The sequence below is a fragment of the Streptomyces sp. NPDC024687 genome (genome assembly GCF_055559055.1).
In genome coordinates this window covers 12,267-33,569 of record NZ_JBVHLJ010000019.1, presented here as the reverse complement: position 1 = coordinate 33,569, position 21,303 = coordinate 12,267, and the positions used below count along the sequence as shown (strand labels likewise).

21 protein-coding genes, 1 tRNA gene and 1 pseudogene are annotated in these 21,303 nt (G+C 69.5%); 14 read left to right on the top strand and 9 right to left on the bottom strand.

All coding sequences use genetic code 11. From position 1 onward, the window contains the following. Positions 1-11 precede the first annotated feature (11 nt). Positions 12-1,034: an NADP-dependent oxidoreductase gene (locus ACZ39I_RS40685; RefSeq protein ID WP_467250660.1), complete on the bottom strand. Its 1,023-nt coding sequence runs from the start codon at positions 1,032-1,034 to the stop codon at positions 12-14. Positions 1,035-1,134: 100 nt separating this feature from the next. On the opposite strand from ACZ39I_RS40685, the gene ACZ39I_RS40680 reads away from it, so the two are divergent. After that, positions 1,135-2,052 carry a LysR family transcriptional regulator gene (locus tag ACZ39I_RS40680; protein WP_467250658.1) on the top strand — a complete coding sequence of 306 codons (918 nt, stop codon included), beginning with the start codon at positions 1,135-1,137 and terminating at the stop codon, positions 2,050-2,052. Positions 2,053-2,234: 182 nt separating this feature from the next. On the opposite strand, the gene ACZ39I_RS40675 is transcribed toward ACZ39I_RS40680, so the two are convergent. From ACZ39I_RS40675 to ACZ39I_RS40665, 3 genes are all read right to left on the bottom strand, one after another. Beyond that, positions 2,235-2,311, bottom strand: a tRNA-Trp gene (locus ACZ39I_RS40675). Between the two features lie 190 nt (positions 2,312-2,501). Continuing rightward, the gene (locus ACZ39I_RS40670) at positions 2,502-3,422 is read right to left on the bottom strand and encodes an NADP-dependent oxidoreductase (RefSeq protein WP_467250656.1); all 921 of its coding nucleotides are present in this window, start codon (positions 3,420-3,422) and stop codon (positions 2,502-2,504) included. Positions 3,423-3,482: 60 nt separating this feature from the next. Further along, positions 3,483-4,121 carry an HD domain-containing protein gene (locus ACZ39I_RS40665; protein WP_467250654.1) on the bottom strand — a complete coding sequence of 213 codons (639 nt, stop codon included), beginning with the start codon at positions 4,119-4,121 and terminating at the stop codon, positions 3,483-3,485. Positions 4,122-4,256: 135 nt separating this feature from the next. On the opposite strand from ACZ39I_RS40665, the gene ACZ39I_RS40660 reads away from it, so the two are divergent. Further along, a complete protein-coding gene (locus tag ACZ39I_RS40660) occupies positions 4,257-5,231 on the top strand; it encodes a GlxA family transcriptional regulator (RefSeq protein WP_467250653.1) in 975 nt (324 codons plus the stop codon). Positions 5,232-5,361: 130 nt separating this feature from the next. Here the strand turns inward: ACZ39I_RS40660 and ACZ39I_RS40655 are convergent, their stop codons facing one another. After that, positions 5,362-6,054: a VOC family protein gene (locus ACZ39I_RS40655; RefSeq protein WP_467250651.1), complete on the bottom strand. Its 693-nt coding sequence runs from the start codon at positions 6,052-6,054 to the stop codon at positions 5,362-5,364. Positions 6,055-6,196: 142 nt separating this feature from the next. Here ACZ39I_RS40655 and ACZ39I_RS40650 point away from each other — a divergent pair, with 142 nt between their 5' ends. The 3 genes from ACZ39I_RS40650 to ACZ39I_RS40640 all read left to right on the top strand — a co-directional run bounded on the left by ACZ39I_RS40650 (position 6,197) and on the right by ACZ39I_RS40640 (position 9,270). Continuing rightward, positions 6,197-7,393 carry an MFS transporter gene (locus ACZ39I_RS40650; protein WP_467250649.1) on the top strand — a complete coding sequence of 399 codons (1,197 nt, stop codon included), beginning with the start codon at positions 6,197-6,199 and terminating at the stop codon, positions 7,391-7,393. Between the two features lie 290 nt (positions 7,394-7,683). After that, positions 7,684-8,331 carry an HAD family hydrolase gene (locus ACZ39I_RS40645; protein WP_467250647.1) on the top strand — a complete coding sequence of 216 codons (648 nt, stop codon included), beginning with the start codon at positions 7,684-7,686 and terminating at the stop codon, positions 8,329-8,331. Positions 8,332-8,373: 42 nt separating this feature from the next. After that, the gene (locus ACZ39I_RS40640; RefSeq protein WP_467250645.1) at positions 8,374-9,270 is read left to right on the top strand and encodes an NAD-dependent protein deacetylase; all 897 of its coding nucleotides are present in this window, start codon (positions 8,374-8,376) and stop codon (positions 9,268-9,270) included. A gap of 119 nt (positions 9,271-9,389) precedes the next feature. On the opposite strand, the gene ACZ39I_RS40635 is transcribed toward ACZ39I_RS40640, so the two are convergent. Both ACZ39I_RS40635 and ACZ39I_RS40630 read right to left on the bottom strand, forming a co-directional pair. Then, positions 9,390-9,773: an MmcQ/YjbR family DNA-binding protein gene (locus tag ACZ39I_RS40635; RefSeq protein WP_467250643.1), complete on the bottom strand. Its 384-nt coding sequence runs from the start codon at positions 9,771-9,773 to the stop codon at positions 9,390-9,392. Between the two features lie 133 nt (positions 9,774-9,906). After that, entirely contained in the window at positions 9,907-10,278 is a 372-nt protein-coding gene (locus ACZ39I_RS40630) for a hypothetical protein (RefSeq protein ID WP_467250641.1), read from the bottom strand. Positions 10,279-10,662: 384 nt separating this feature from the next. Between ACZ39I_RS40630 and ACZ39I_RS40625 the strand changes: the two genes are divergently transcribed. The 8 genes from ACZ39I_RS40625 (at position 10,663) to ACZ39I_RS40590 (ending at position 18,926) form a co-directional block, all read left to right on the top strand. Continuing rightward, the gene (locus tag ACZ39I_RS40625) at positions 10,663-11,433 is read left to right on the top strand and encodes an MBL fold metallo-hydrolase (RefSeq protein ID WP_467250639.1); all 771 of its coding nucleotides are present in this window, start codon (positions 10,663-10,665) and stop codon (positions 11,431-11,433) included. Between the two features lie 170 nt (positions 11,434-11,603). Further along, entirely contained in the window at positions 11,604-12,836 is a 1,233-nt protein-coding gene (locus ACZ39I_RS40620; RefSeq protein WP_467250637.1) for a GNAT family N-acetyltransferase, read from the top strand. A gap of 105 nt (positions 12,837-12,941) precedes the next feature. Beyond that, positions 12,942-13,853 carry a LysR family transcriptional regulator gene (locus ACZ39I_RS40615; protein WP_467250635.1) on the top strand — a complete coding sequence of 304 codons (912 nt, stop codon included), beginning with the start codon at positions 12,942-12,944 and terminating at the stop codon, positions 13,851-13,853. A 154-nt stretch (positions 13,854-14,007) separates the two neighbouring features. Continuing rightward, positions 14,008-15,183, top strand: a complete 1,176-nt coding sequence (locus ACZ39I_RS40610) for a CaiB/BaiF CoA transferase family protein (RefSeq protein ID WP_467250633.1) — start codon at positions 14,008-14,010, stop codon at positions 15,181-15,183. 33 nt (positions 15,184-15,216) lie between these two features. Further along, the gene (locus ACZ39I_RS40605; protein WP_467250632.1) at positions 15,217-15,993 is read left to right on the top strand and encodes a crotonase/enoyl-CoA hydratase family protein; all 777 of its coding nucleotides are present in this window, start codon (positions 15,217-15,219) and stop codon (positions 15,991-15,993) included. Between the two features lie 5 nt (positions 15,994-15,998). Continuing rightward, the gene (locus ACZ39I_RS40600) at positions 15,999-16,748 is read left to right on the top strand and encodes an acetoacetate decarboxylase (RefSeq protein ID WP_467250630.1); all 750 of its coding nucleotides are present in this window, start codon (positions 15,999-16,001) and stop codon (positions 16,746-16,748) included. Next, complete coding sequence (locus ACZ39I_RS40595) at positions 16,745-17,707, top strand: 3-hydroxyacyl-CoA dehydrogenase NAD-binding domain-containing protein (RefSeq protein ID WP_467250628.1); 963 nt, start codon at positions 16,745-16,747, stop codon at positions 17,705-17,707. Before ACZ39I_RS40600 ends, ACZ39I_RS40595 begins: the two co-directional genes overlap by 4 nt. Before the next feature lies 1 nt (position 17,708). Continuing rightward, positions 17,709-18,926 (top strand): acyl-CoA dehydrogenase family protein, encoded by a 1,218-nt coding sequence (locus ACZ39I_RS40590; protein WP_467250626.1) that lies wholly within the window; start codon positions 17,709-17,711, stop codon positions 18,924-18,926. Between the two features lie 104 nt (positions 18,927-19,030). On the opposite strand, the gene vanX is transcribed toward ACZ39I_RS40590, so the two are convergent. Both vanX and ACZ39I_RS40580 read right to left on the bottom strand, forming a co-directional pair. Then, complete coding sequence (vanX, locus tag ACZ39I_RS40585) at positions 19,031-19,594, bottom strand: D-Ala-D-Ala dipeptidase VanX (RefSeq protein WP_467250624.1); 564 nt, start codon at positions 19,592-19,594, stop codon at positions 19,031-19,033. A 68-nt stretch (positions 19,595-19,662) separates the two neighbouring features. Further along, a pseudogene (locus ACZ39I_RS40580) lies at positions 19,663-20,307 on the bottom strand (lipid II:glycine glycyltransferase FemX); the annotation flags it as partial. A gap of 163 nt (positions 20,308-20,470) precedes the next feature. Here ACZ39I_RS40580 and ACZ39I_RS40575 point away from each other — a divergent pair. Next, positions 20,471-21,298 carry an SCO6745 family protein gene (locus ACZ39I_RS40575; RefSeq protein WP_467250622.1) on the top strand — a complete coding sequence of 276 codons (828 nt, stop codon included), beginning with the start codon at positions 20,471-20,473 and terminating at the stop codon, positions 21,296-21,298. The last annotated feature ends 5 nt before the right edge of the window (positions 21,299-21,303 follow it).

The following is a 21,303-nucleotide window of genomic DNA, read 5'->3' as shown; positions in this document are numbered from 1 at the left end:
TCGAGCCGCTATCAGTGCGCAGATCGGGCCTGCGCGCGATCCCGCACGATGATCTTGCCGGTGTTCTGACCGCTCAGCATTCCCAGGAAGGCGTCCACGATGTGCTCGAACCCGTCAACCACCGTCTCGTCCGGAGCGAGTCGGCCGCTCTGCAGATGCGGCACGGCGAACTCGTACAACTCCTTTTGCAGATCTCGGTAGTTGCTGACCAGGAAGCCCTCCATACGGAGGCTCTTCTCGACGATGTCCGCGTAGTTGAAGCGCGGCGGCGGCGCGTCGGGGGTGTTGTACTGGCTGATCGTACCGACGCGGACGACGCGCCCGAACTCGCGCAACGCTCCCACCGCTGCGGCCAGTTGCTCACCGCCGACGTTGTCGACGAACAGGTCGATGCCGTCCGGTGCGGCCCTGCCGAGCAGTTCGGCGGCCGACCCGTCGTGGTAGTTGAAGGCAGCGTCATACCCGACCTCCCGCGTGAGATGGTCGACCTTCGCGGCCGAGCCCGCGCTGCCCACGAGCCGTCCGGCGCCGAGCAGCCGGGCGAACCGCCCGGTCGCAGTGCCGACCCCGCCCGCGGCGGCCGACACGAAAAGGTCCTCGCCCTCCCGGAGCCGGGCGATCCGGGTCAGGCCCACGTAGGCGGTCAGACCCGTGCCGCCGAGGATGCTCAGGTATGCGGTCAGCGGCACCCCGTCGAAGCGGGGCAGCCGCCGGATTTCCTCGGGGGTGACCACCGCGTGCGTGCGCCAGCCCTGCCGGTGGAACACGATCTCACCCTCGGCCAGACGAGGTGTGCGCGAGGCGACGATCCGCCCGATGGTACGGCCCTCCAGCGGCGCGTCGAGCGCGAAGCCGCCGGGCACGTCGTCCATCAACTCACGGTGATAGGGGTCGACGGACCAGATGAGGTTCTCCACGAGCGCGCTGCCCGCTGCGGGATCGGGAAGCGGTGACTCGACGAAGGTGAAGTGCTCGGCGGCGGGAAAGCCATGAGGACGGGCGGTCTGGTGCACGGTGATCGCGGTCTCGTTCATGACCGGACCGTAGGGAAGGAATAGCCCTGGTGGGCAGCCAGTTGAGCTCATGCGACACCCCGTTCCATGAGCAGTTCTCATACGTTGAGGTGAGCGCCCCGTGGCCCGCGCGACCGACTCCGATCTCGCCCCGCACGAACTGCGCGTCCTCCTGGCGGTCGCGGACACCGCCGGCTTCTCGGCCGCGGCCAGGACACTCGGCCTGACTCAGTCCGCGGTCTCCCACTCGGTTCGCGGCAGCGAGCGCAAGATCGGTGCCGTGCTCTTCGAACGGGGCCGCACCGGCGCCCGCCCCACCCCTGCCGGAGAGAAGGCCGTGGCACACGCCCGCCGCATCCTGCGCCTGCTGGACGTCCTGACCGCTGAGGCACGCAGTGCGGCTCGGTCCGACGTGGCGGAGGGGCCGCTGCGGATCGCGGCCTTCCGCAGTGCGGCTCTCCACCTGCTGCCGGCCGTCCTTCAGCGGCTGCGCGCCAGGCATCCCGGGATCGAGCCGCGGGTGCGGATCGTACGGGAGGTGGGGCGCGGAACCGCGGGCGAAGTGGCCGACGGAAAAGCCGACATAGGCATCGCCACACTGGCTGGGTCCGCCCCGATCTCCCCGGGACTCGTCGCGAGCGGACTCTTCGAGGATCCGTACGCTCTGGTCCACGCGGCGCATCACGTCGCCCCACGTTCGCTGCCGCTGGTCGACTGGGCCGAGAACTGCGGCTCGTACACCCGCGACTGGTGGGCTGCACAGGACTGGATCCCGACGGCGACCGTCGAGGCCGAGGATGACGGAGCGGTGCTCTCCCTGGTGAGCGGAGGCCACGGAATGGCGATCATGCCTGCCCTCTCCCTGGTCGGAGCACCGAACTCGGTCACGCTCACCGATCTCGGCCCCGAGCGTCCGACTCGCCAGGTCGGCTATGTCACCACCACCGAACTGGCCAGATCCGCGGTCGTGCGCGCCTTGGTGCGAGAACTGCGGACCACGGTTCCCCGGGGGGCGCGGCTTCTCAACGTCGTTGCCTGAGCAGGTCGGTGACCGGTAGCGATGGACGGCTGCGCCGTTGGATCTGGACGCGGCGATCGGCACGGCCTGGCGGCGGCGGCTGCGGCTACGGCCACTCCGGGCAGCGACTTCGGCCCGGACAATCATGCCGGTGGCCTCGGCGCGCATAGTGAGCAGCCGCAGCCGCAGCCGCACTCAGGTTGTGGCAGGGGTGGCAGGAGTCGAACCTGCGGCATCCGGTTTTGGAGACCGGCGCTCTGGCCATCTGAGCTACACCCCTTCGGCAGTTGACAGCTTGGCATGACCGACAGGCCCGTCGCCAAGAGATTTCTGTCATCGTGAAGCGGGGCCGGCCGATGCGCAGGCCGTGGGGGAAGGACGGCTTTGGCCGCCCCCATGGCGCTCGCCCTGACGTCCGGCGGAGCCGCAGTGGCCGTCAATCCGTCTACGACACCATCGCCCCCTCCCCCTCAGTCCTCGGCGACGCGAATGATCGTGCGTCCGGGCACGCGCTGTCGTGAGGTGAAGGCGGCGGGTGCCTCGGTCAGCGGCCGCACCGCGCCGACGCGTACCCGCAGCCGGCCGTCCCGCAGACGCCGGGCGAGGTCGGCGAGGCGGGCGCGGTCGGGTTCGACCACGAAGAAGACGGCTCGGCCGTCAGCGGGGCGCACCGCGGGCGGGTGAGCGATGCTGACGAGCGTGCCGCCCGGTCGCACGAGGGCGGCCGAGCGGTTGAGGACGTCGCCGCCGATGACGTCGAACACGACGTCGACCTGACCTGTGTCCTCCCACCGGTCGCCTTCCAGGTCGAGGAACGTGTGCGCGCCCAGGTCGAGGACGGTGTCGCGGTCGGCCGAGCGGCCCGTGCCGACGACGCGGGCGCCCGCTTCGTGAGCGAGCTGGACGGCGATCGAGCCGACGCCGCCGGCGGCACCGTGGATCAGGACGGTCTGGCCGGTGGTGAGACGGGCGTGGTCGAACAGGCCCTGCCACGCGGTCAGTCCGGAGATCGGCAGTGCCGCGGCCACCGTGTGGTCGACATCGGCGGGGAGCGGGGCGAGGTTACGGGCCTCCACGGCGACGTACTCGGCGAGCGAGCCGTTGCGGGTCCAGTCGGCCAGTCCGAAGACCCGTTGGCCGATGGTGAGGCCGGTCGTTCCGTATCCGAGTTCCGTCACCACCCCGGAGACCTCGTGGCCGGGCACGCTCGGGGTGCGGTCACGGCCGGCGCGGTCGGTCCAGGTTGCGGGCCAGTCGAGTTCGCCTCGGGTGAAGCCTGCGGCGTGCACCCGCAGGATGACGTCGTTCTCGGCCGCGTGGGGATGGGGAAGTTCTTCGAAGGTCAGCCCTGAGATCCCGGCCTCGCGGTCCCGGACAGTTATGGCTCGCACGAGTATTCCTTTCAGACGGTGCCGATCGGCACCATCGGCTCGACCATGCCTGCTGCCCGGTCACCGTGGCCAGGGAGCATCGAGGATGCGCTCCACCATGGACGTACGGCGATATCCGGGAACGAAGTGTTCCAGGACGTCCGCATTGACAGTCCCGTACGTCGTGTCCGGGCGGTCTTTGAGACCGTCGACGAATACCTGCAGGAATTCCTTCTTGAAATCGCCGCGCGGATGAGCGGCGATGATCTCGTCCGTCCGGTCACGTTCCAGCTCGCCCATCCCCCAGCCGATCGCGTCGGTCAGGACGCCGTAGTTCGTGGCGGCCACCTCGGGGTCCATTCGGCCCGGAATCCCCGGTGTGGTGTGCAGGGCGATCGCCCTCCAGACCACCTCGGCGGAGCTTTGGGAGAACCTCCGTTCCAGCAGGAAATTCTGCGCGTGGTCGGCGCCGTCCAGTTCGAAACGCTGCTGCGCCTCGGAGAAAGGGATCACCAGACCCGCGTCGTGGAACATCGCCGAGATGTAGAGCAGCTCGGGATCAGGCCGCAGGTCCCTGACACGTGCGTGGAGGGAACCGAAGAGGAAAACACGCCGAGAGTGATGGAAGATCAGCGGATTCGTCCTCTCCCGGAGAAACTCCGTGGCCTCCGCGACAGCCGAGGTCCCGGGTATTTCCACTCCTGCGATGATGTCGGTCATGATGTCCGCGCTTTCCCATGCGATGTACGACGAGTGGACGGTGCGCCCGTTGTCCACAGTGCCGACCGCGGGCCCCTCGGCGCTGCCCCGGTCCGGCCATCAACCCCTCGAATCCGGTCATCCCAGGGTGGCCCCGTGAACTCCGACCCGCATCGCGTGGCGATCCTCGTCTACGACGGGGTCAAGCTGCTGGACGTCGCCGGACCGGCCGAGGTGTTCGGGGAGGCGAACCTGCTCGGTGCCGACTACCGGATAATCCTCCTGTCGGCGACGGGCGCCGACGTCACCTCCTCGATCGGCATGCGGATCGCCGTCGACGGCAGCGCCGCCACGCAGAGGGCCCCGGACACACTCCTGGTGCCGGGTGGGGACATCTACCCCAGGACTCCGGTCACGCGCGACCTGGCCGAAGCGACCGGGAGCCTGGCAGCCCGTGCCGGCCGTGTCGCCTCGGTGTGCTCCGGTGCCTTCGTCCTCGGCGCGACGGGTCTTCTGGACGGCAGGCGAGCGACCACCCACTGGAAGATCGCCGGCGAGCTCGCCACCCGATACCCGAAGGCCCGCGTCGAGCCCGACGCCATCTATGTGCGCGACGGCACGATGTACACATCGGCGGGCGTCACCGCGGGCATCGACCTCGCGCTGGCGCTCGTCGAGGAGGACCACGGCCCTGACATCAGCCGGGAGGTGGCCCGCTCCCTGGTGGTCTATCTGCAGCGAGCGGGCGGCCAATCGCAGTTCTCCGCACCCCTGCAAGGACCACCGCCCCGGTCGCCCGCCCTGCGCAGGGTCGTCGACCTGGTCACCGCGGATCCCGCCGCCGACTACTCCCTGACCGCACTCGCACGACGGCTCAACGTCAGTACGCGCCACCTCACCAGGCTGTTCCGGGAGGAATTGGGCACCTCGCCCACCCGGTACGTCGAGTCGATCCGCTTCGACATCGCGAAATCGCTGCTTGACCAGGGGCACACCGCCACACAGGCGGCATCCATGGCCGGCTTCCCGAGGTACGAGAGCCTGCGCCGCGTCTTCGCGAGGGAGTTGTCGATCAGCCCCGCCGCCTACCAGCGCCGGTTCGCGACCGCCCGCCGCGAACCGGCCGAGTAGCGTCCCGGCGGCAGCGGCAGCGACGGGGCAGCGGTGTGGGGACGCGTGCGACTGCGTTCTGCGTTCGGTCGTACGAGGGCTCGCTCAATCGGTACGGCACTCTTGCCCTCGATGTCCCGCATCACCGTTTTCAGCCGTCGCGACCCTGCCATGTGGTGACGCAGACTTCGTTCCCCTCCAGGTCGGCCAGTACCCAGAAAGCGGGGGCACGGGTCGCGGACACAAGCCGCCCTCCGGCCGCCAGTGCGGTCTCGATCCGCCGGGGTGCCTCGTCATGCGGAACACAGATGTCGAAGTGGATGCGATTGCGCTGCGGGCGCGCCCGGTCCATCTGCTGGAACCAGATGGCAGGGCCTTGCCCGACCGGGTCGATGAGCGGATCCTCCGGGCCCTCGGCACCCGCCTCATCCGTATAGCCCAGCACCGACTTCCAGAACGGCCGAATCCCCGCGATGTTCAATGCATCAATCGCGATCTCGAGAACCTGGACGGATCGTGGTGCCCCCGTTGCGATTTCGGGCTCTGTCAGAAAACCGGAGCTGTCAGCCGTGGCGGAGATCTGACGCGCGAGTTCGACATCCCGGGCGGTAGTCGCTGCGTGGTCCAACGACTGCAGAGTGAAGACGATCCGATCGGGGCGGGCATCGACCCGAAGGTGCCGATCGGCGTCGTCGCCGCACACCGCGACAGCGTCCGCCGCCAGGCCCATCGCCTGAGCCAGCGATCCCACCCGGACCGACGTTTGCAAAGTGCCCAGCAAGAAGCGCCACCCGTAGTCCTGGACCGCCTCTGATGCTTCCTGCCGACTTAATACCTGCTCCATGGCGGCATCCTTGCAGCCCGGTCACCGGCGCGGCCCGGCTCCCCTTCTCCTGCACCCAGCAGTTATGTACATTTGTACAAAATCGATGGTTGGGGGCCCGCCGCCTGCCGGCCCATTCTCCCGAGCCCCGCGGAGCCTCCTGTTGACCGACCCCGCCGTGCGCCGGCGCCGCCGAGCCCTGTACCTCTTTTTCTTCCTCCCGGGTATCGCCATGTCCTCCTGGGTCACGCGCACCCCCGACGTACGGGACCAATTGGGCGCATCCACCGCGGAGATGGGGCTGATCCTGTTCGGCCTGTCCGTGGGTTCCATGATCGGCATCCTGTGTTCCGGCCGCTTCGTGGAACGCCTGGGCACCCGGCCCGTGATCGTGCTCGCCACCGCCCTGATCATCTCGGCCACGATCGTCATCGGCGTCGGCAGCGCCGTTCCGTCGGCTGCGCTGGTAACTGCCGGGCTCTTCCTGTTCGGCGCAGGCATGGGGTCGGGCGAGGTGGCGATCAACGTGGACGGGGCCGACGTCGAGCGCATCACCGGCACACCGGTTCTGCCCACACTGCACGGTTGTTTCAGCCTGGGCACAGTGGTCGGCGGCCTGGCCGGGATGACCGCCACGGCCGCGGGGATTCCCGTCCCATGGCACCTCGCCGTGATCACACTCGTCGCCGCAGGGATGCTGATCCACGCCTCACGCGCGCTGCCGACGGGTGTCGGTCTCAGCACCCAGCATCGGTCCCACGGGCAGGCCGAGCGCTCCGGACCGCAGGTCTGGAAGGACCGCAAACTGCTCCTCATCGGCGCCATCGTGCTGGCCATGGCCCTGGCCGAAGGAGCGGCCAACGACTGGCTGCCGCTGCTCATGGTGGACGGCCACGGCCTGGACGCGGCCGTCGGCTCACTCGTCTTCGTCGGGTTCGCCGCCGCGATGACACTGGGGCGCTTCTGCGGCACGTTCTTCCTCGTCCGTTTCGGGCGTGCCACCGTCCTGCGTGCGAGCGCCCTCTCGGGTGCCCTCGGCCTCGTTCTCGTGATCTTCTCCGACAACGTGGCCGTCGCGGCAACCTCCGTTGTCTTCTGGGGACTTGGCGCCTCGCTCGGCTTCCCGGTGGCCCTGTCCGCGGCCGGAGACTCGGGGCCCGACCAGACCGCCCGCGTCTCCCTGGTCGCCATCATCGGCTACATCGCCTTCCTCGTCGGCCCGCCGGCCCTCGGCTTCCTGGGCGACCACTACGGGCTGCGTACGGCCATGATCGCGGTCCTGGTTTTCGTCGCCTCGGCCATTTTCATCGCCCCCGCCGCCGACACCCGCGACCGAGTCCCTGCCACGCTGGACGTGTGACGCTGCCGTGGCGCCGGCCGGTGCGGGACCGGCAGAAGTCCGCGGCGCACCGGCGCGCGTGTCGGGTGGCTTCACGAGCCGATCTCCCGCCCGAGCGCTACGGGCGCACGGTGTCGTGACGCATCAGCCCCATCTGCTCAACGGGACGCGGGCCGCATTACGCCGTTCCCTCCCGTAGCGCGAGTTACTCGCTCTCCCGGCAGCGCGGACCGTGACCGACCGACCCCACAGCAGCCGGAGCAGGACAGGCCTGTACCGGTCGCTCACCGCGGCAAGTAGGGTCCCTCATCGTGAGACTCGCGATCTTCGATCTGGACGGCACCTTGGTCGACCGCACCGGCGCCTTCGCCGATGCCATCGCCTCCCTGAGCCAGGACCACGGCTACGGCCCGGAGGTCGAACGGTGGCTGCTGACCGAGCTGGCCGACCACGCCGAGCGCGGTGACTTCGACCGGCTGCGCGCCGCCTTCCCCGTCAGCGAGAGCGCCGACCATCTGTGGCGCGTCTACATCGACCGTATGGCGGCGTCCATCCACTGCCGCCCTGCCGTTCTGCACAGCCTGGAGCGTCTCAAGGAGGCAGGCTGGAGCGTCGGGGTCGCCACGAACGGCTCCAGCGACATCCAGCGGGCCAAGATCCAAGCCACTGGCCTCTCCGATCTGATCGACGGAATCGCCGCGTCCGGCGACATCGACATCCGCAAACCCGACCCACGACTCTTCGAACTCGCGGCCGCACGGTGCGGCACGCAGCTCACTCCCGGGGACTGGATGACCGGCGACAATCCCGAGACCGACATCGCCGGCGGCCACGATGCGGGACTGCGCACCATATGGGTCACCGGCCGCCCCTGGCCCGACGGACTGGTGACGCCGCACCACACGGTCGACGACGTCGTCGAAGCCATCGGCTACCTGCTCGACCAGGACTCGGCATAGCCCAGGAGGGCTGACAGGGGCCGGTTTCGTACCCTGGCAGGCATGCGGACCCGTCCCACGCTTCACTGGACCCCTCCCCCGGACCTGCCTCCGGGCACCACCGACCTCGAGCCGGTGGTGGACGCGCTGAGCGCCGGCAGTGTGCTGGTGCTCACCGGGGCGGGCATCTCGACGGAGTCGGGCATCCCCGCCTACCGGGGCGACGGCGGGAGCCTGAGTCGGCACACGCCGATGACGTACCAGGACTTCACCGGCGGCGCGCACGCACGGCGAAGATACTGGGCACGCAGCCATCTCGGGTGGCGTACCTTCGGCCGCGCCCGTCCCAACGCCGGACACCAGGCCGTCGCCACGTTCGCTCGGCACGGTCTGCTCTCGGGTGTGATCACCCAGAACGTCGACGGTCTGCACCAGGCCGCCGGCGCGGAGGGGGTCGTGGAACTGCACGGAAGCCTGGCGAGGGTTCGGTGCCTGGCCTGCGACGCCATCACCTCGCGCCGTGATCTCGCCGTACGGCTGGAAGCGGCCAATACGGCATTCGAGCCGGTGGCCGCGGGAGTCAACCCCGACGGTGACGCCGACCTCTCCGACGAACAGGTCGCCGGCTTCCGCGTCCTGCCCTGCGCGGACTGCGGCGGCATCCTCAAGCCCGACGTGGTATTCTTCGGCGAGACCGTGCCCGCGCAACGGATCGAGCACTGCCGTCAGTTGGTCCGTGCGGCACGCACACTGCTGGTTCTGGGCTCGTCTCTCACGGTGATGTCCGGTCTCAGGTTCGTCCGCCAAGCCGCTCAGGAGGACAAACGGGTCCTCATCATCAACCGGGACCCCACCCGCGGTGACCAACTCGCCCACACCCGCGTCGGCCTCCCGCTGGGCCCCGCCCTGTCCTCGGTCGCAGACGCGCTGAACCTGCCCGAGGAACAGACGGCCCCCTGACCGGTCCGTGACAGCGTTCGCACCCCAGGGCTCGCTGCGCCCCAGGACGGAGGCCCGTTGGTCGGGCCGTAGTCCGGCTCCGCCTTGAGGGCGACGCCGAGTTCGTCGCGGTGGTCGGGTCAGCCGCTACGGCCGTACGTGTGCGGGTCCACGGGCTGCTGGGACTTGGGGAGCTGGGCGACCACGAGGCGGTACGACTCGGTCACGAGCTCCTTGAGCAGTGCCTCGTCGATGTCCTCCCCGCCCTCCAGCGTGATCCAGTGCTTCTTGTTCATGTGATAGCCGGGGGTGATGTCACCGTTCTCCTCGCGCAGGGCCTTGGCCTCGCCCGGGTCCGCCTTGAGGATCACGACGGGGCGGCCGGGCACCTCGGTCATCAGCATGAAGACCTTGCCACGCACCTTGTAGACCTCCCAGTCCGGGCCGAAGGGATGCTCCAAGCCGCTTCCCGGCAGTTCCTCGGTGTGGTCGGCCGCGGTCTTGAGCAGCGTTGTTCCGTCCATGGGGGATGAACTCCTTCATTCGTGGGTTCGTGCATTCGTGTGTTCGCGCGGGTGGCCTCCCGTCCTGATCCTGTCCTCAAGGTCGACCATCCGGTCCGTGGACTGCGGACACATGATGGTCACCAGACGACACTCACTGGGACGGGAGCCGGGGCGGCCCTCGGCCGATGTCCCGCTGTACGGCTTCCAGGCCACCGGTCGGCACGCCGTACGGCCTGGAAGTGACCACGGTCGAGGACTTCTCCGTCCACCACGACGACTGGTTCTGGAACCCACCCGTGCCGTCACGCCCGGGCAGTGGCTGTGGGTACGTGCCGGGCATGGGCAGTGCCGGCACGATCTCCGTACCGCACGAGGGCCGTTCACCCTCTTCGAACCAGAGGTGCTCCGGCCCGACACCGCCCGCCCCCTGGCTCCGCTCACCTCGCACGACGCCCTCGCCGTCCTGACCCCGCATCCCGACGACGTGCCCTGGCTGGAGCCCCTGCTGCTCTGCCTCGCCCACGCTCCCGGAACCGACTCCTCAGACAGCACCGAAGGCCACCTCGCCTACGAACGCTTCCTGGACGAGACGTCATCGACGAACGGCGACTACTCGGAGGCCGCCGTCTCCTCGACCACGCCCAGTGGACCGCCCACGCGGTCGCCACCCACCTCGGCTTCACCGACGCCGCAAACTTCGGCCGTTTCTTCCGTCACCGCTCCGGCTTCACGCCCGCCGCCTACACGACTCGACAGACGACACGGGACACGTGAGCGGGCAGGGCCTGCGTGCGCCGCAGCCCACCGGTCTACAAAAATCACCACGCCTCACCCCGGCACCTGCGATGAGTTCGGCCGCGGATCACAGTCTCAGCACTGTGACCGACCGATGGGAAGGGGAGTGGAGATGGACAAGCTGACCGAGGTGGCCGACGGCGTCTGGGTCCGGCAGAGCGAATGGGTCTGGAGCAACTCCGTCGTAGTGCGCGGAGACGACGGGCTGATCATCGTCGATCCCGGCATCAACGGCTCCGAGCTGGACCAGCTCGCCGATGCCGTGGAGCAACTCGGTATCCCCGTGATCGCAGGGTTCTGCACCCACCCGCACTGGGACCACCTGCTCTGGCATCACCGATTCGGCGACGTGCCGCGTTACGCCACCCCCGCCGCTGTCCACCTGGCCGGTGTGGCCCGCGAGCGGGCCCAGGCGATGGCGGCGGAGAGCGCGTCCGGCGTCCCCCTCGAGCTGATCGGGCTCCTCACCCCGCTGCCCGGGGACGGCGGACCTGTGCCGGGTGAGATCATCGAGCATCAGGCGCACGCCGTCGGCCACGCCGCGATCCTCCTCGCCGACCGTGGCGTCCTGATCGCCGGCGACATGCTCTCCGACGTCCTGATCCCGCTCCTCGACATCCGCCAGGACGATCAGGTGAACGCCTACGAGGCGGCCCTCGACCGGCTGGATGAGGCCGCCGGGCGCGTCGATGTCCTGGTCCCCGGCCATGGCGCCGTTGCCGAGGGTCCCCAGGTGGCGGCTCGCCTCGCCGCGGATCGTGCCTATATCGACGCGCTCCGGCGTGGGGAGGAACCGGTCGACGCGCGTCTGGGACCGCATGCGGACTGGCTCTACGTCCCTCACCGGTCGAACCTGGAGCAGGTACGAGGAGCTGGGCGGTAGGAGCCTTTGTGACGGCTCGGGGCCCCGGGCCGTGTCCAGTTGCACGCCAACTGAGCCGTGACCGGCCGCGAGTTGAGGCGTAATTCGTTTGACCTGGACACGAGTCGACGATGCACTGTGGCCAGCCGCCACCAGTCGTGGTGCCGGTACTCCGAGGAGGCAGTGCAGCGATGGAGATACGTCCCACGACCGACAAGGATCTCGACGTCTTCGTCGACACGGTCCACGCCGCGTTCGGACGCTTCCCGGAAACCCCGGTCGAAGGCGGCGGGCTCTGGTGGTCGGCGCTCGAGATGGACCGCTGTCTGCTCGCGCTGACGCCGGACGGGCGGCCCGTCGGCACCGCGGCCACGTACCCCTTCGAGCTCACCCTGCCCGGTGAAACCCTCGTCCCGGCCCCCGGGGTGACCGCCGTCGGCGTCCTGCCCTCCCACCGACGCCAGGGCGTGCTCAGCGCGATGATGCGGCATCAGCTCGCCGAGCTGCGGGCCGACGGGGAGTTCCTCTCCGTGCTGCTGGCCTCCGAGGCCACGATCTACGGCAGGTTCGGCTACGGACCGGCGACCTACACGCAGCGGCTCACCGTGCAGCGCCACCGGGCCGCCCTCGCTCTCCCCCGGGCACGCGGAACGGCCGACGCATCGGCGACCGGTGCGGACAACGGCTCGGTCGAGGTGCTGCGTCGTGCCGAGTGCGGCGAGATCCTGGAAGACGTCTACGACCGGTACCGCCGCGCCCAGCCCGGTGCGCTGTCCCGGCCGCACCGCTGGTGGGCCCTGCGCGCGGGGCAGCCGCCGATCTCGCCGGCGCAACGTTACGTCGCCGTTCACCGTGACGCAGACGGTGTACCGGACGGGTACGCCAGCTACTCCATCGACGAGTCCGGGTCCTTGGCCGTCGACGAGACCATCACCGGCGACGACGCCGTCTTCACGGCCCTGGCCCGGTTCGTGCTCGGCCACGACCTGGTCTCCCAGGTCGTGTTCCACCACGTCCCGCCCCAGCATCCGCTGCGCCTGCAGCTCGCGGACTACCGTGCCGGCGAGTTGGGCGGCGACATGGACTGGCTCTGGGTACGGCTGCTGGACGTCCCGCGTGCGCTGACCGCGCGCGGCTGGTTCACGGACGGCGAGCTCGTCCTCGACGTCGAGGATCCCTTCCTCGGCGAGCACGGCCGCTATCTGCTGACCGTCCGGGACGGCAAGGCCGAGTGCGTCCCGACGGACCGGGAGCCCGACCTGTCCCTGGACGTGAGGGACCTGGGCTCGGTCTACCTCGGCGGCACCGCCCCCAGCACGCTCGTGCGCGCCGGACACATCCGGGCCCACCGCCCGGACGCGGCCACCGTCGCTGACGCCCTCTTCCGTGCCGACCGCCCCCCGCACTGCCTGCACTGGTTCTGACCACGCCCTGGCGACCTCGGCCACCCCACCCAAGCCTCCGACCTCACTCCCGGCTCGCCCAAGGCCTTGATCACAGCCACCGGTCGGCCCTTTACCGTGGGCACCGTGGAACTCCTGCATCTGCGTTACTTCGTCGCTGTCGCCCAGGAACTGAACTTCTCCGTGGCGGCCCGCAAACTGCACATGGCGGCCTCCCCGCTGAGCAGACGGATCAAGGATCTCGAGAACGAACTCGGACACCGGCTGTTCGACCGCGACACCCACCATGTGACGCTCACTCAGGCCGGCAACGTCCTGCTGCCGATCGCGCGGGGCGTGCTGGAGCAGGTGGACTCCATCCAGTGGCGCCTCGACGAGACGGCCCGGCCTCGGCGGGCGACCCTGCTGCTGGGTGTGCCCAGCGGCATCCATCCGGATCTGCGGGAGCGGATGGACGCCCTGGCCGAGCGGGTCCGCGACCGGTTCGAGATCAAGCGCTGGCCGGGTGGCACGGACCGGCTCGTCGACGCCGTCTGCGACGGCAGACTCGCGTTGACCCTGGCCCGCCTCCCCGCAGGTGGCGATCCCGCGCTGGAGCTGCTGCCGGTGATGTCGGAACGGCTCGGTGCGGTCGTCCCCAAGGACCGGTTCGCCGGGCGCGAGTCCGTCGCCCTGACGGAACTGGCCGATCTCGCCTACGTCGTCTCCCCGGCGGCCGTCACCAACGCCTACTTCCGCGGACTCGACCAGCAGCTGTCCGAACTCGGCATCAAGAAACGCATCGAAATCAACAGTGCCGCATTCGAAGGAATTTCCGAGATAGTGTCCAGCGGGCTCGCCTTCTCCATTTCCATGCTGGACCCCAGAAGCCCCGTCCAGAATTACCACCTGGACAATGTCACCATTCTCCCGTTCTCTGATTTCCATCCCCGGCTGGAGACCGGGCTGATCTGGCGCAAGGACCGAGCCAAGGGCGGTGACCTGGAAGAAGTCGTGGCGGCAGCCCGCGAGGTGTTCACCGAACCGCTCGACTCATAATCACCGGGAAACCTTCACAAAAGGCGGCATGACCACTGCGGTCATACCGCCTTTCCTTATTCGGTCATTCCCTGAGCTTTCTTCTCCGACACCTTTCGCTGTAGCTTAGTTTCCAGTTACACGGAAACCACGGAAGAAGGAGTGAAGGAAAGCCATGACGGACCTCGCAGACACCGTCACCGCCACCGGGCCCCTGGAGGGCATCCGCGTGATCGACCTGTCGACCGTGGTGATGGGGCCCTACGCCGCCCAGATCCTCGGGGACCTCGGCGCCGACGTGATCAAGATCGAGTCGCCCGCCGACACGGTCCGCGTCGGCCACTACCGCACCACGCCGGGCATGACCCCGCTGAACCTCAACGTCAACCGCAACAAGCGCAGCGTGTCCCTCAACCTCAAGGACGACACCGACCGCGAGCGGGCGCTCGAGCTGATCGACACCGCGGACGTGCTGATCACCAACATGCGTCCCGGCGCGCTGCACCGCCTGGGCCTGTCCTACGACGACATCGCCGCCCGCAACCCCCGCCTGGTCTACGCGCACGCCCAAGGGTTCCGCAGCGACTCCGACCGGGCCGGCAACGCCGCGTACGACGAGACCGTGCAGGCCGCCTCCGGCCTCGTCGACATCGCCGACCGGGCGCTCGGCGAGCCCGTCTACCTGCCGACCATCATCGGCGACAAGGTCTCCTCGCTGACCATCGCCTACAGCGTCCTCGCCGCCCTGCTGCACCGCGACCGCACCGGCCGGGGCCAGCAGGTCGAGATCCCGATGACGGACACGCTGATCGCGTTCAACCTGGTCGAGCACCTGGCGGGTCACACCCACGTGCCCGAGACGGGCCCCACCGGCTTTCCGCTGTCGATGCTCAAGGGCCACAAGGCGGTGCGCACCAAGGACGGCCTGGCCTGCGTCATGCCGTACAACCCGCAGAACTACCGGGACTTCCTCACCGCCGCCGGGCGCCCGGACCTCGCCGAGGACCCGCGCGTCAACGGGGAGGCCATCGACAGCGCCGACCACGAGGACCTGGCCGCTCTCCTGGAGACCTGCGCCCCGGCGCTGACCACCGGGGAGTGGGCGGAGGTGTGCGCCAAGCACAGCATCCCGATGGCCCCGGTGCTGGAACTGGACCGCGCCCACGAGGACTCGTACGTCCGCGACGGCCATCTGCTGGACAGCGTCGAGCACCCGACCGAGGGCACGGTCCGCACCATCGGCATCCCGGTGCGGTTCTCCGCCACCCCCGGCTCCATCCGCCGACTCGCGCCGGTCGCGGGCCAGGACACCGAGGACGTCCTCGCCGAACTCGACGCCGCCACCCGCTGACCGCCAGCCGCCAGCCGCCACAGGAGAACCAGCATGAGCACCCCCACACCCACCGTCGTCCGCACCGAACGCATCGACTCCACCCTGCTGATCACCCTCGACCGTCCCGAGGCCCGCAACGCCGTGAACGCCGCGGTCGCCTCCGCCCTGGCCGACGCACTCGACGCACTGGAGGCCGACCCCACCCTGCGGGCCGGCGTCCTGACCGGCGAGGGCGGTACGTTCAGCGCCGGCATGGACCTCAAGGCCGCGCTGCGCGGCGAGTCACCCGAGGTCGAGGGCCGCGGGTTCGGCGGCCTGACCGAGGCCGAGCCCACCAAGCCGCTGATCGCCGCCGTGGAGGGTTTCGCCATGGGCGGCGGCTTCGAACTGGCCCTGGCCTGCGATCTGATCGTCACGGCCGAGGACGCCCGGTTCGGCCTGCCCGAGGTCAAGCGCGGTCTGATCGCCGCGGGCGGCGGAGTGATCCGCCTGCCCAAGCGCATCCCGCACCACCTCGCGATGGAGTTGCTGCTGACCGGTGAGCCGATCGACGGCCGCCGCGCCGGCGACCTGGGCCTGGCCAACCGCGTCACCGCGCAGGGGCAGACCGTCGCGGAGGCCCTCCGGCTGGCCGAACGCCTCGCGGAGAACGCCCCGTTGGCCCTCGCGGCCGTCAAGCGTGTGGTCCGTGCCGCCGACGGCGCCCCCGACACCGAGGCGTTCGCCTTCCAGCGCACGCAGATGAAGACCCTGATGGCCTCGGACGACGTACGCGAGGGCATGACCGCCTTCGCCGAGCGCCGCGCCCCGCGCTGGACGGGGCGGTGACGGCCATGCGTGCACAGGAGGTACGACAGCACCTGACGACCCCGCTCACCAGCCCGGCGTTCGCGCCCATGGTCCCCCGGTTCACCGACCGCGAGTACCTCAACATCGTCTACCGCACCGACCCCGACGCACTGCGGGCCGTCGTCCCCGAACCGCTGCGCATCGACGAGCCGTTGGTCCGCTTCGAGATCATGAAGATGGGCGACGTCAGCGGCTACGGCCCCTACACCGAGGCAGGGCAGGCGATCCCCGTCAGCTTCGAGGGCGAGCAGGGCGAGTACCTGCACGCCATGTACCTCGACAACTTCCCGGCCACCGCCTCCGGCCGCGAGGTCGCCGCCTACCCGAAGGTCATCGGCTCCCCGTCGCTGTACGTCGACTCCGGCGCGGTCGTCGGCACCCTCGACTACGGCACGCTGCGGGTCGCCACCGCCACCATGGGCTACAAGCACCACGAGCTGGACCGGCGCGAGGCCGAAGCGCAGATCGCCGTACCGACCTTCATGCTCAAGACGATCCCCGGCTACGACGGCCTGCCGCGCGTGCAGGAACTGGTCCGCACCCGCATCACCGACCTCACCGTCAAGGGCGCCTGGACCGGCCCGGCCCGGCTCCAGCTCTTCCAGCACGTGCTCGCCCCGCTGGCGGACCTGCCGGTGCTGGAGGTCGTCTCCGCCGGCCACATCCTCACCGACCTGACGCTGTCGGGCGTCGAGCCGGTCCACGACTACCTCGAGGGAGGCGCATCCTCATGACCCGCCCCTTCCGTACGACCGCCGTCATCGGCGCCGGAACCATCGGACTGTCCTGGACGGCGCTGTTCGCGGCGTACGGCCTGACCGTCCGCGTGAGCGACCCGCGCGAGGACCTCGCGGAGACCGTCGCCGACTCCCTGGCGCAGTACGCCCCGCACCTGGCCGCCCGCGGCCTGGACGTGACCGGCCTCGCCGACCGGGTGCACATCGCGGCCGACGTGACCGACGCGGTCCGGGACGTGGACGTCGTACAGGAGAACGGTCCGGAGCGTGTCGAGTTCAAGAAGGACCTGTTCGCCGTGCTGGCCCGTGAGGCACCTGCCCATGCGCTGCTGCTCAGTTCCTCGTCCGCGATCCCAGCGACCGCGTTCACGGGCGAGCTGGCGGACGAGGACGCCGCGCGCGTCCTGATCGGCCACCCGTTCAACCCGCCGCACCTGGTCCCGCTGGTCGAGGTCGTCCCCGGCGAACGCACCGGCGAGGACGCCGTACAGGCCGCGTCGGATTTCTACGCCTCGGTCGGGCGGACCCCGGTCGTCGAGCGCAAGGAGATCCCCGGCTTCGTCGGCAACCGCCTGCAGAACGCGCTCAGCCGCGAGGCGGTGTATCTCGTCGAGCAGGGCGTGGTGACTCCCGAGGACCTCGACAAGGTCGTGACCAACTCCCTGGGCCTGCGCTGGGCCACGGTCGGCCCGTTCCTCGGCTCGCATTTGGGCGGCGGCCCAGGCGGCTACCGGCACCTCATGGAACACATCGGCGCCTCCATGCAGGACATGGGGGACAGCCTCGGCCGCCCCACGCAGACCCCAGACCAGCGGGAACGGCTCATCGAAGCCGTGGAGAAGGCCTACGGCTACGCCACGTACCCGGAACTCGCCGAGACGCGCGACCGCAAGCAACTGGCCGTCCTTGACGCGCTGGACAGCGCCGGGACGACCGCCTCGAAGGAGGAGAACTGAGATGACCACCACCACGCAGCCCACCACCCCCGGCCCCGTCGCCGACGAACTGACCGCCGACTTCTACCACTACGAGTCGCTGCTCCCGGACGAGGAGCGCAAGATCCTGCTCAGTGCCCGCTCCCTCATGCGCGACCAGGTCAAGCCGCTCGTGAACGACAACTGGGCCAGGGGCGAGTTCCCCAAGGAGCTCATCGGCCTGTTCCGCGACAGCGGCCTCGCCGGACTGCCCTACGAGGGCTACGGCGAGCACAAGCCCGCCGCGAGCAACCTCCTGACCGGCATGCTCGCCATGGAGATGAGCCGTACCGACGCCTCGGTCGCCACCTTCTTCGGCGTCCACAACGGGCTGGCCATGTACTCCGTCCACTCCGGCGGCGACCAGGAGCAGCGCGACCGCTGGCTGCCGGCGATGGCCGCGATGGACAAGATCGGCGCGTTCGCGATGACCGAGCCCCTCGGCGGCTCCGACGTCGCGGGCGGCATGCGCACCACCGCCCGGCGCGAGGGCGACACCTGGGTCCTGAACGGTGCCAAGAAGTGGATCGGCAACGCCACCTTCGCCGACTACGTCGTGGTGTGGGCGCGGGACGAGGACGACAACCACGTCAAGGGCTTCCTCGTCGAGAAGGGCACACCCGGCTTCGACCCGGTGAAGATCCGGAACAAGCTCGCCTTCCGCATCGTCGAGAACGCCGAGATCACCCTGACCGACGTCCGCGTCCCGGAGGCCAACCGCCTGCAGAACATCAATGCCTTCCGCGACGTCGCCGAGATCCTGCGCGCGACCCGCGCCGGGGTGGCCTGGCAGGCGCTCGGTGTCATGACCGGCGCCTACGAACTGGCCCTCGGCTACGCCCGGGAACGGCAGCAGTTCGGCCGCCCCATCGGCGGCTTCCAGCTCGTGCAGGACCTCCTGGTCAAGAGCCTCGGCAACATCACCGCGTCCTGGGGCTTGCTGGTCCAGCTCGCCCGGTTGCAGGACGCCGGCATCTTCCGCGACGAACACTCCTCCCTGGCCAAGGCGTTCGTCACCTCGCGGATGCGGGAGGTCGTCGGCTGGAGCCGGGAGATCTTCGGCGGCAACGGCATCCTCCTGGACCACGACATCCCCCGGTTCTTCGCCGACGCCGAGGCGATCTACTCCTTCGAGGGCACCCGCGAGATGAACACCCTGATCGTGGGCAAGTCGATCACCGGCCAGAGCGCCTTCGTGTGAGGAGTGACCCGTCAGGTCGATGGCCCCGGGGCTGAAGGCCCCGGGGCCATCGGCGTTCTCTACGCGATAGGAAAGTCGAAGTAGGTGTCCGGGTAAGGCTCGTCCTACAGTATGTAATGCCACCATTCGCACGCGTACGCGCTGAAGCCGCAATCCTCCATGACGGAACGCAGGTGCTCACGGTTTCGCGCTTCGGCCTGCTCGATTCCCGTTGCCCCATGGTGGGAGCGGGAATCCATCAGGTCATGGCCCCCGCCCATGGGAGCGAGTTCGCCGGTGTCCAGGTGATACAGCGTCACGTCGACGGTACTGCCCCGGCTGCGGCCCGACTTGGTGGCCACGTATCCCCTCTCGAACATGTCGGACCTCTCGATGTTCGGATAGTGCCGCGACTTCGTCCGGTCGTCCTCCGGCTGTTGCGACCAGCGCACGAAGCAGTCCACGGCGCGTTGTGGACGGTAGCCGTCCCAGAGCAGCAGGCCCAAGCCGAGGGATTCTGCCTTGTCCCGCACCTTTTCCAGAGCCGCACACAGGGACTTGGTGCCGACGATGCGGTTCACCAAGTAACCGTCCACCGGTTTACCGGTGAAATTGTCCCAGATGGCGTACTTGGCGTCCCAGCGTATTCCTGGAACGAGCTCGTCCACGAAGGCGAAGTTTTCGTTCATCGCGGCTGCCCCGGCAGGGCCAGTGACACCAGACGGTCGATCACTTTGGTGAGCGGAAGACCTGCGGTGCCCCTGAACAGATCGTCCTCGGTTCTGCCGGCCAGCGGAATCTCGTACTTGAACTGCGGATGCCCGACTCCGAAGCCGTTCTCCGGGCTCCGCGGCAGCCAGCCGGCGTCCCTGAGTCGACCAGTCACGCGGACGCCGACCGGGTCTGCCTGCCCGGACGTCTCGGTGAGCCGCGTGACGTCCGGATCGGCGATGCCCTCCTTGACCTGAGCGGCGCTCCAGGTGTGCGTGCGCACCGGCGTGCCGAGCCGGATGGTGAACGCCCCGTGCGCCTTGAGATAGGCGGCCAGCGGGTCGAGCCACGCGTTGATCTCACCGGTCCAGTCGACGACCGGGCCCTCGGGCAGATAGGCCAGTGTGAAGCGCTCGAGCCGCGGGACCGGGCGGTGCAGGACGAGCCCGGCGCCGACCAGCTGCCGGCCGTCGTACCAGCCGAGGGACTCGCCCCGCCACTCGGTCTTGACGCGGGCCCACGCCAGGGTCTGGAGGAAGCTGACCGACGGCTGTGCTCGCACGAACGCCGAGTGCTCGGCGGCGCTGATCGGCCCGATGCTCAGGCTCCCGCCCGCGGCCTCGCGGTTGGGCCTGGTTCCACTCACTGGTCGGCCATCCGGTCCGCCGTCCGCTGATTCGCTGTAGGACATCCCGCCATCCAAGGCAGGGCGGTGTTGCCGGTCCGTATGCGGTTTTCGATACGCCGAGGACATGCGTGAGCCCGTAGCGTGTGGGGGGGGATCGGTCCGACCCCGGTCGTGGGCCTCGGCCCGTACCGGTCCACGGGACCGTGAGCGCAGGCATGATGTGGCAATGACTCACAGCGCCCGCCGCATGTTCGAGCTCCTGGAGCCGATCTGTCTGGTCACCTTCTTCGCCGACGAGTGCAATGAGGAGCTGGCCGCGCTCGGCCACCGCACCTACTGGGACGGCTACTTCGCCAGCCGTGCCGCGCCGCTGGGGCGGGTGCCCGCGCAAGTCGTGCACGCGGCGTTCTACAGCTTCGCCGACGGGGAGGCCGCGCGGCACATCCCGAGCGCGTGGGAGGGGATTCCGCCGGAGGCATCCGTCGCGGCGCGGGAGCGGGGCAGCGCGGCCTCGTTGCGACGGATCCTCGGCGCCGAACTGGCCGACTCCCCGGGCCTGGTGCGCGCCGCCGACCTGACCACCAAAGCCGCGACGAGCGCGCCCATGGAAGGCCGCGTGATGTACGCGGGGATGCGCACCCTCGCGGTGCCGGGCGACCCGGTCACCCGACTGTGGCATTCGGCGACCATGCTGCGCGAGCACCGCGGTGACGGACATGTCGCCGCCCTGGTGGGAGCACGTATCGGCGGCACGGAGGCCCACATTCTCTCCGCGCTGGACATGGGCATCCATCCCCCGGAGTCCTTCGGGCGCGTCCAGCACCTGCCGAAGGAACGGCTGGCCACGGTCATGGACGGGCTGCGCGAACGCGGGCTCGTCGACGCCGACGGCCGCTTCACCGACGCCGGCCGCGAGACCAAGCAGCGCATCGAAGCCCTCACCGACGAGCTCGCCGCCCCGGCATACGAGGCCCTGTCCCCCGCCGAGCTCGACGAGCTGGTCGCCGAGCTCGAACCCATCACCGCGACACTGGTGGCCGCCGGGTCGCAGTGACGAGC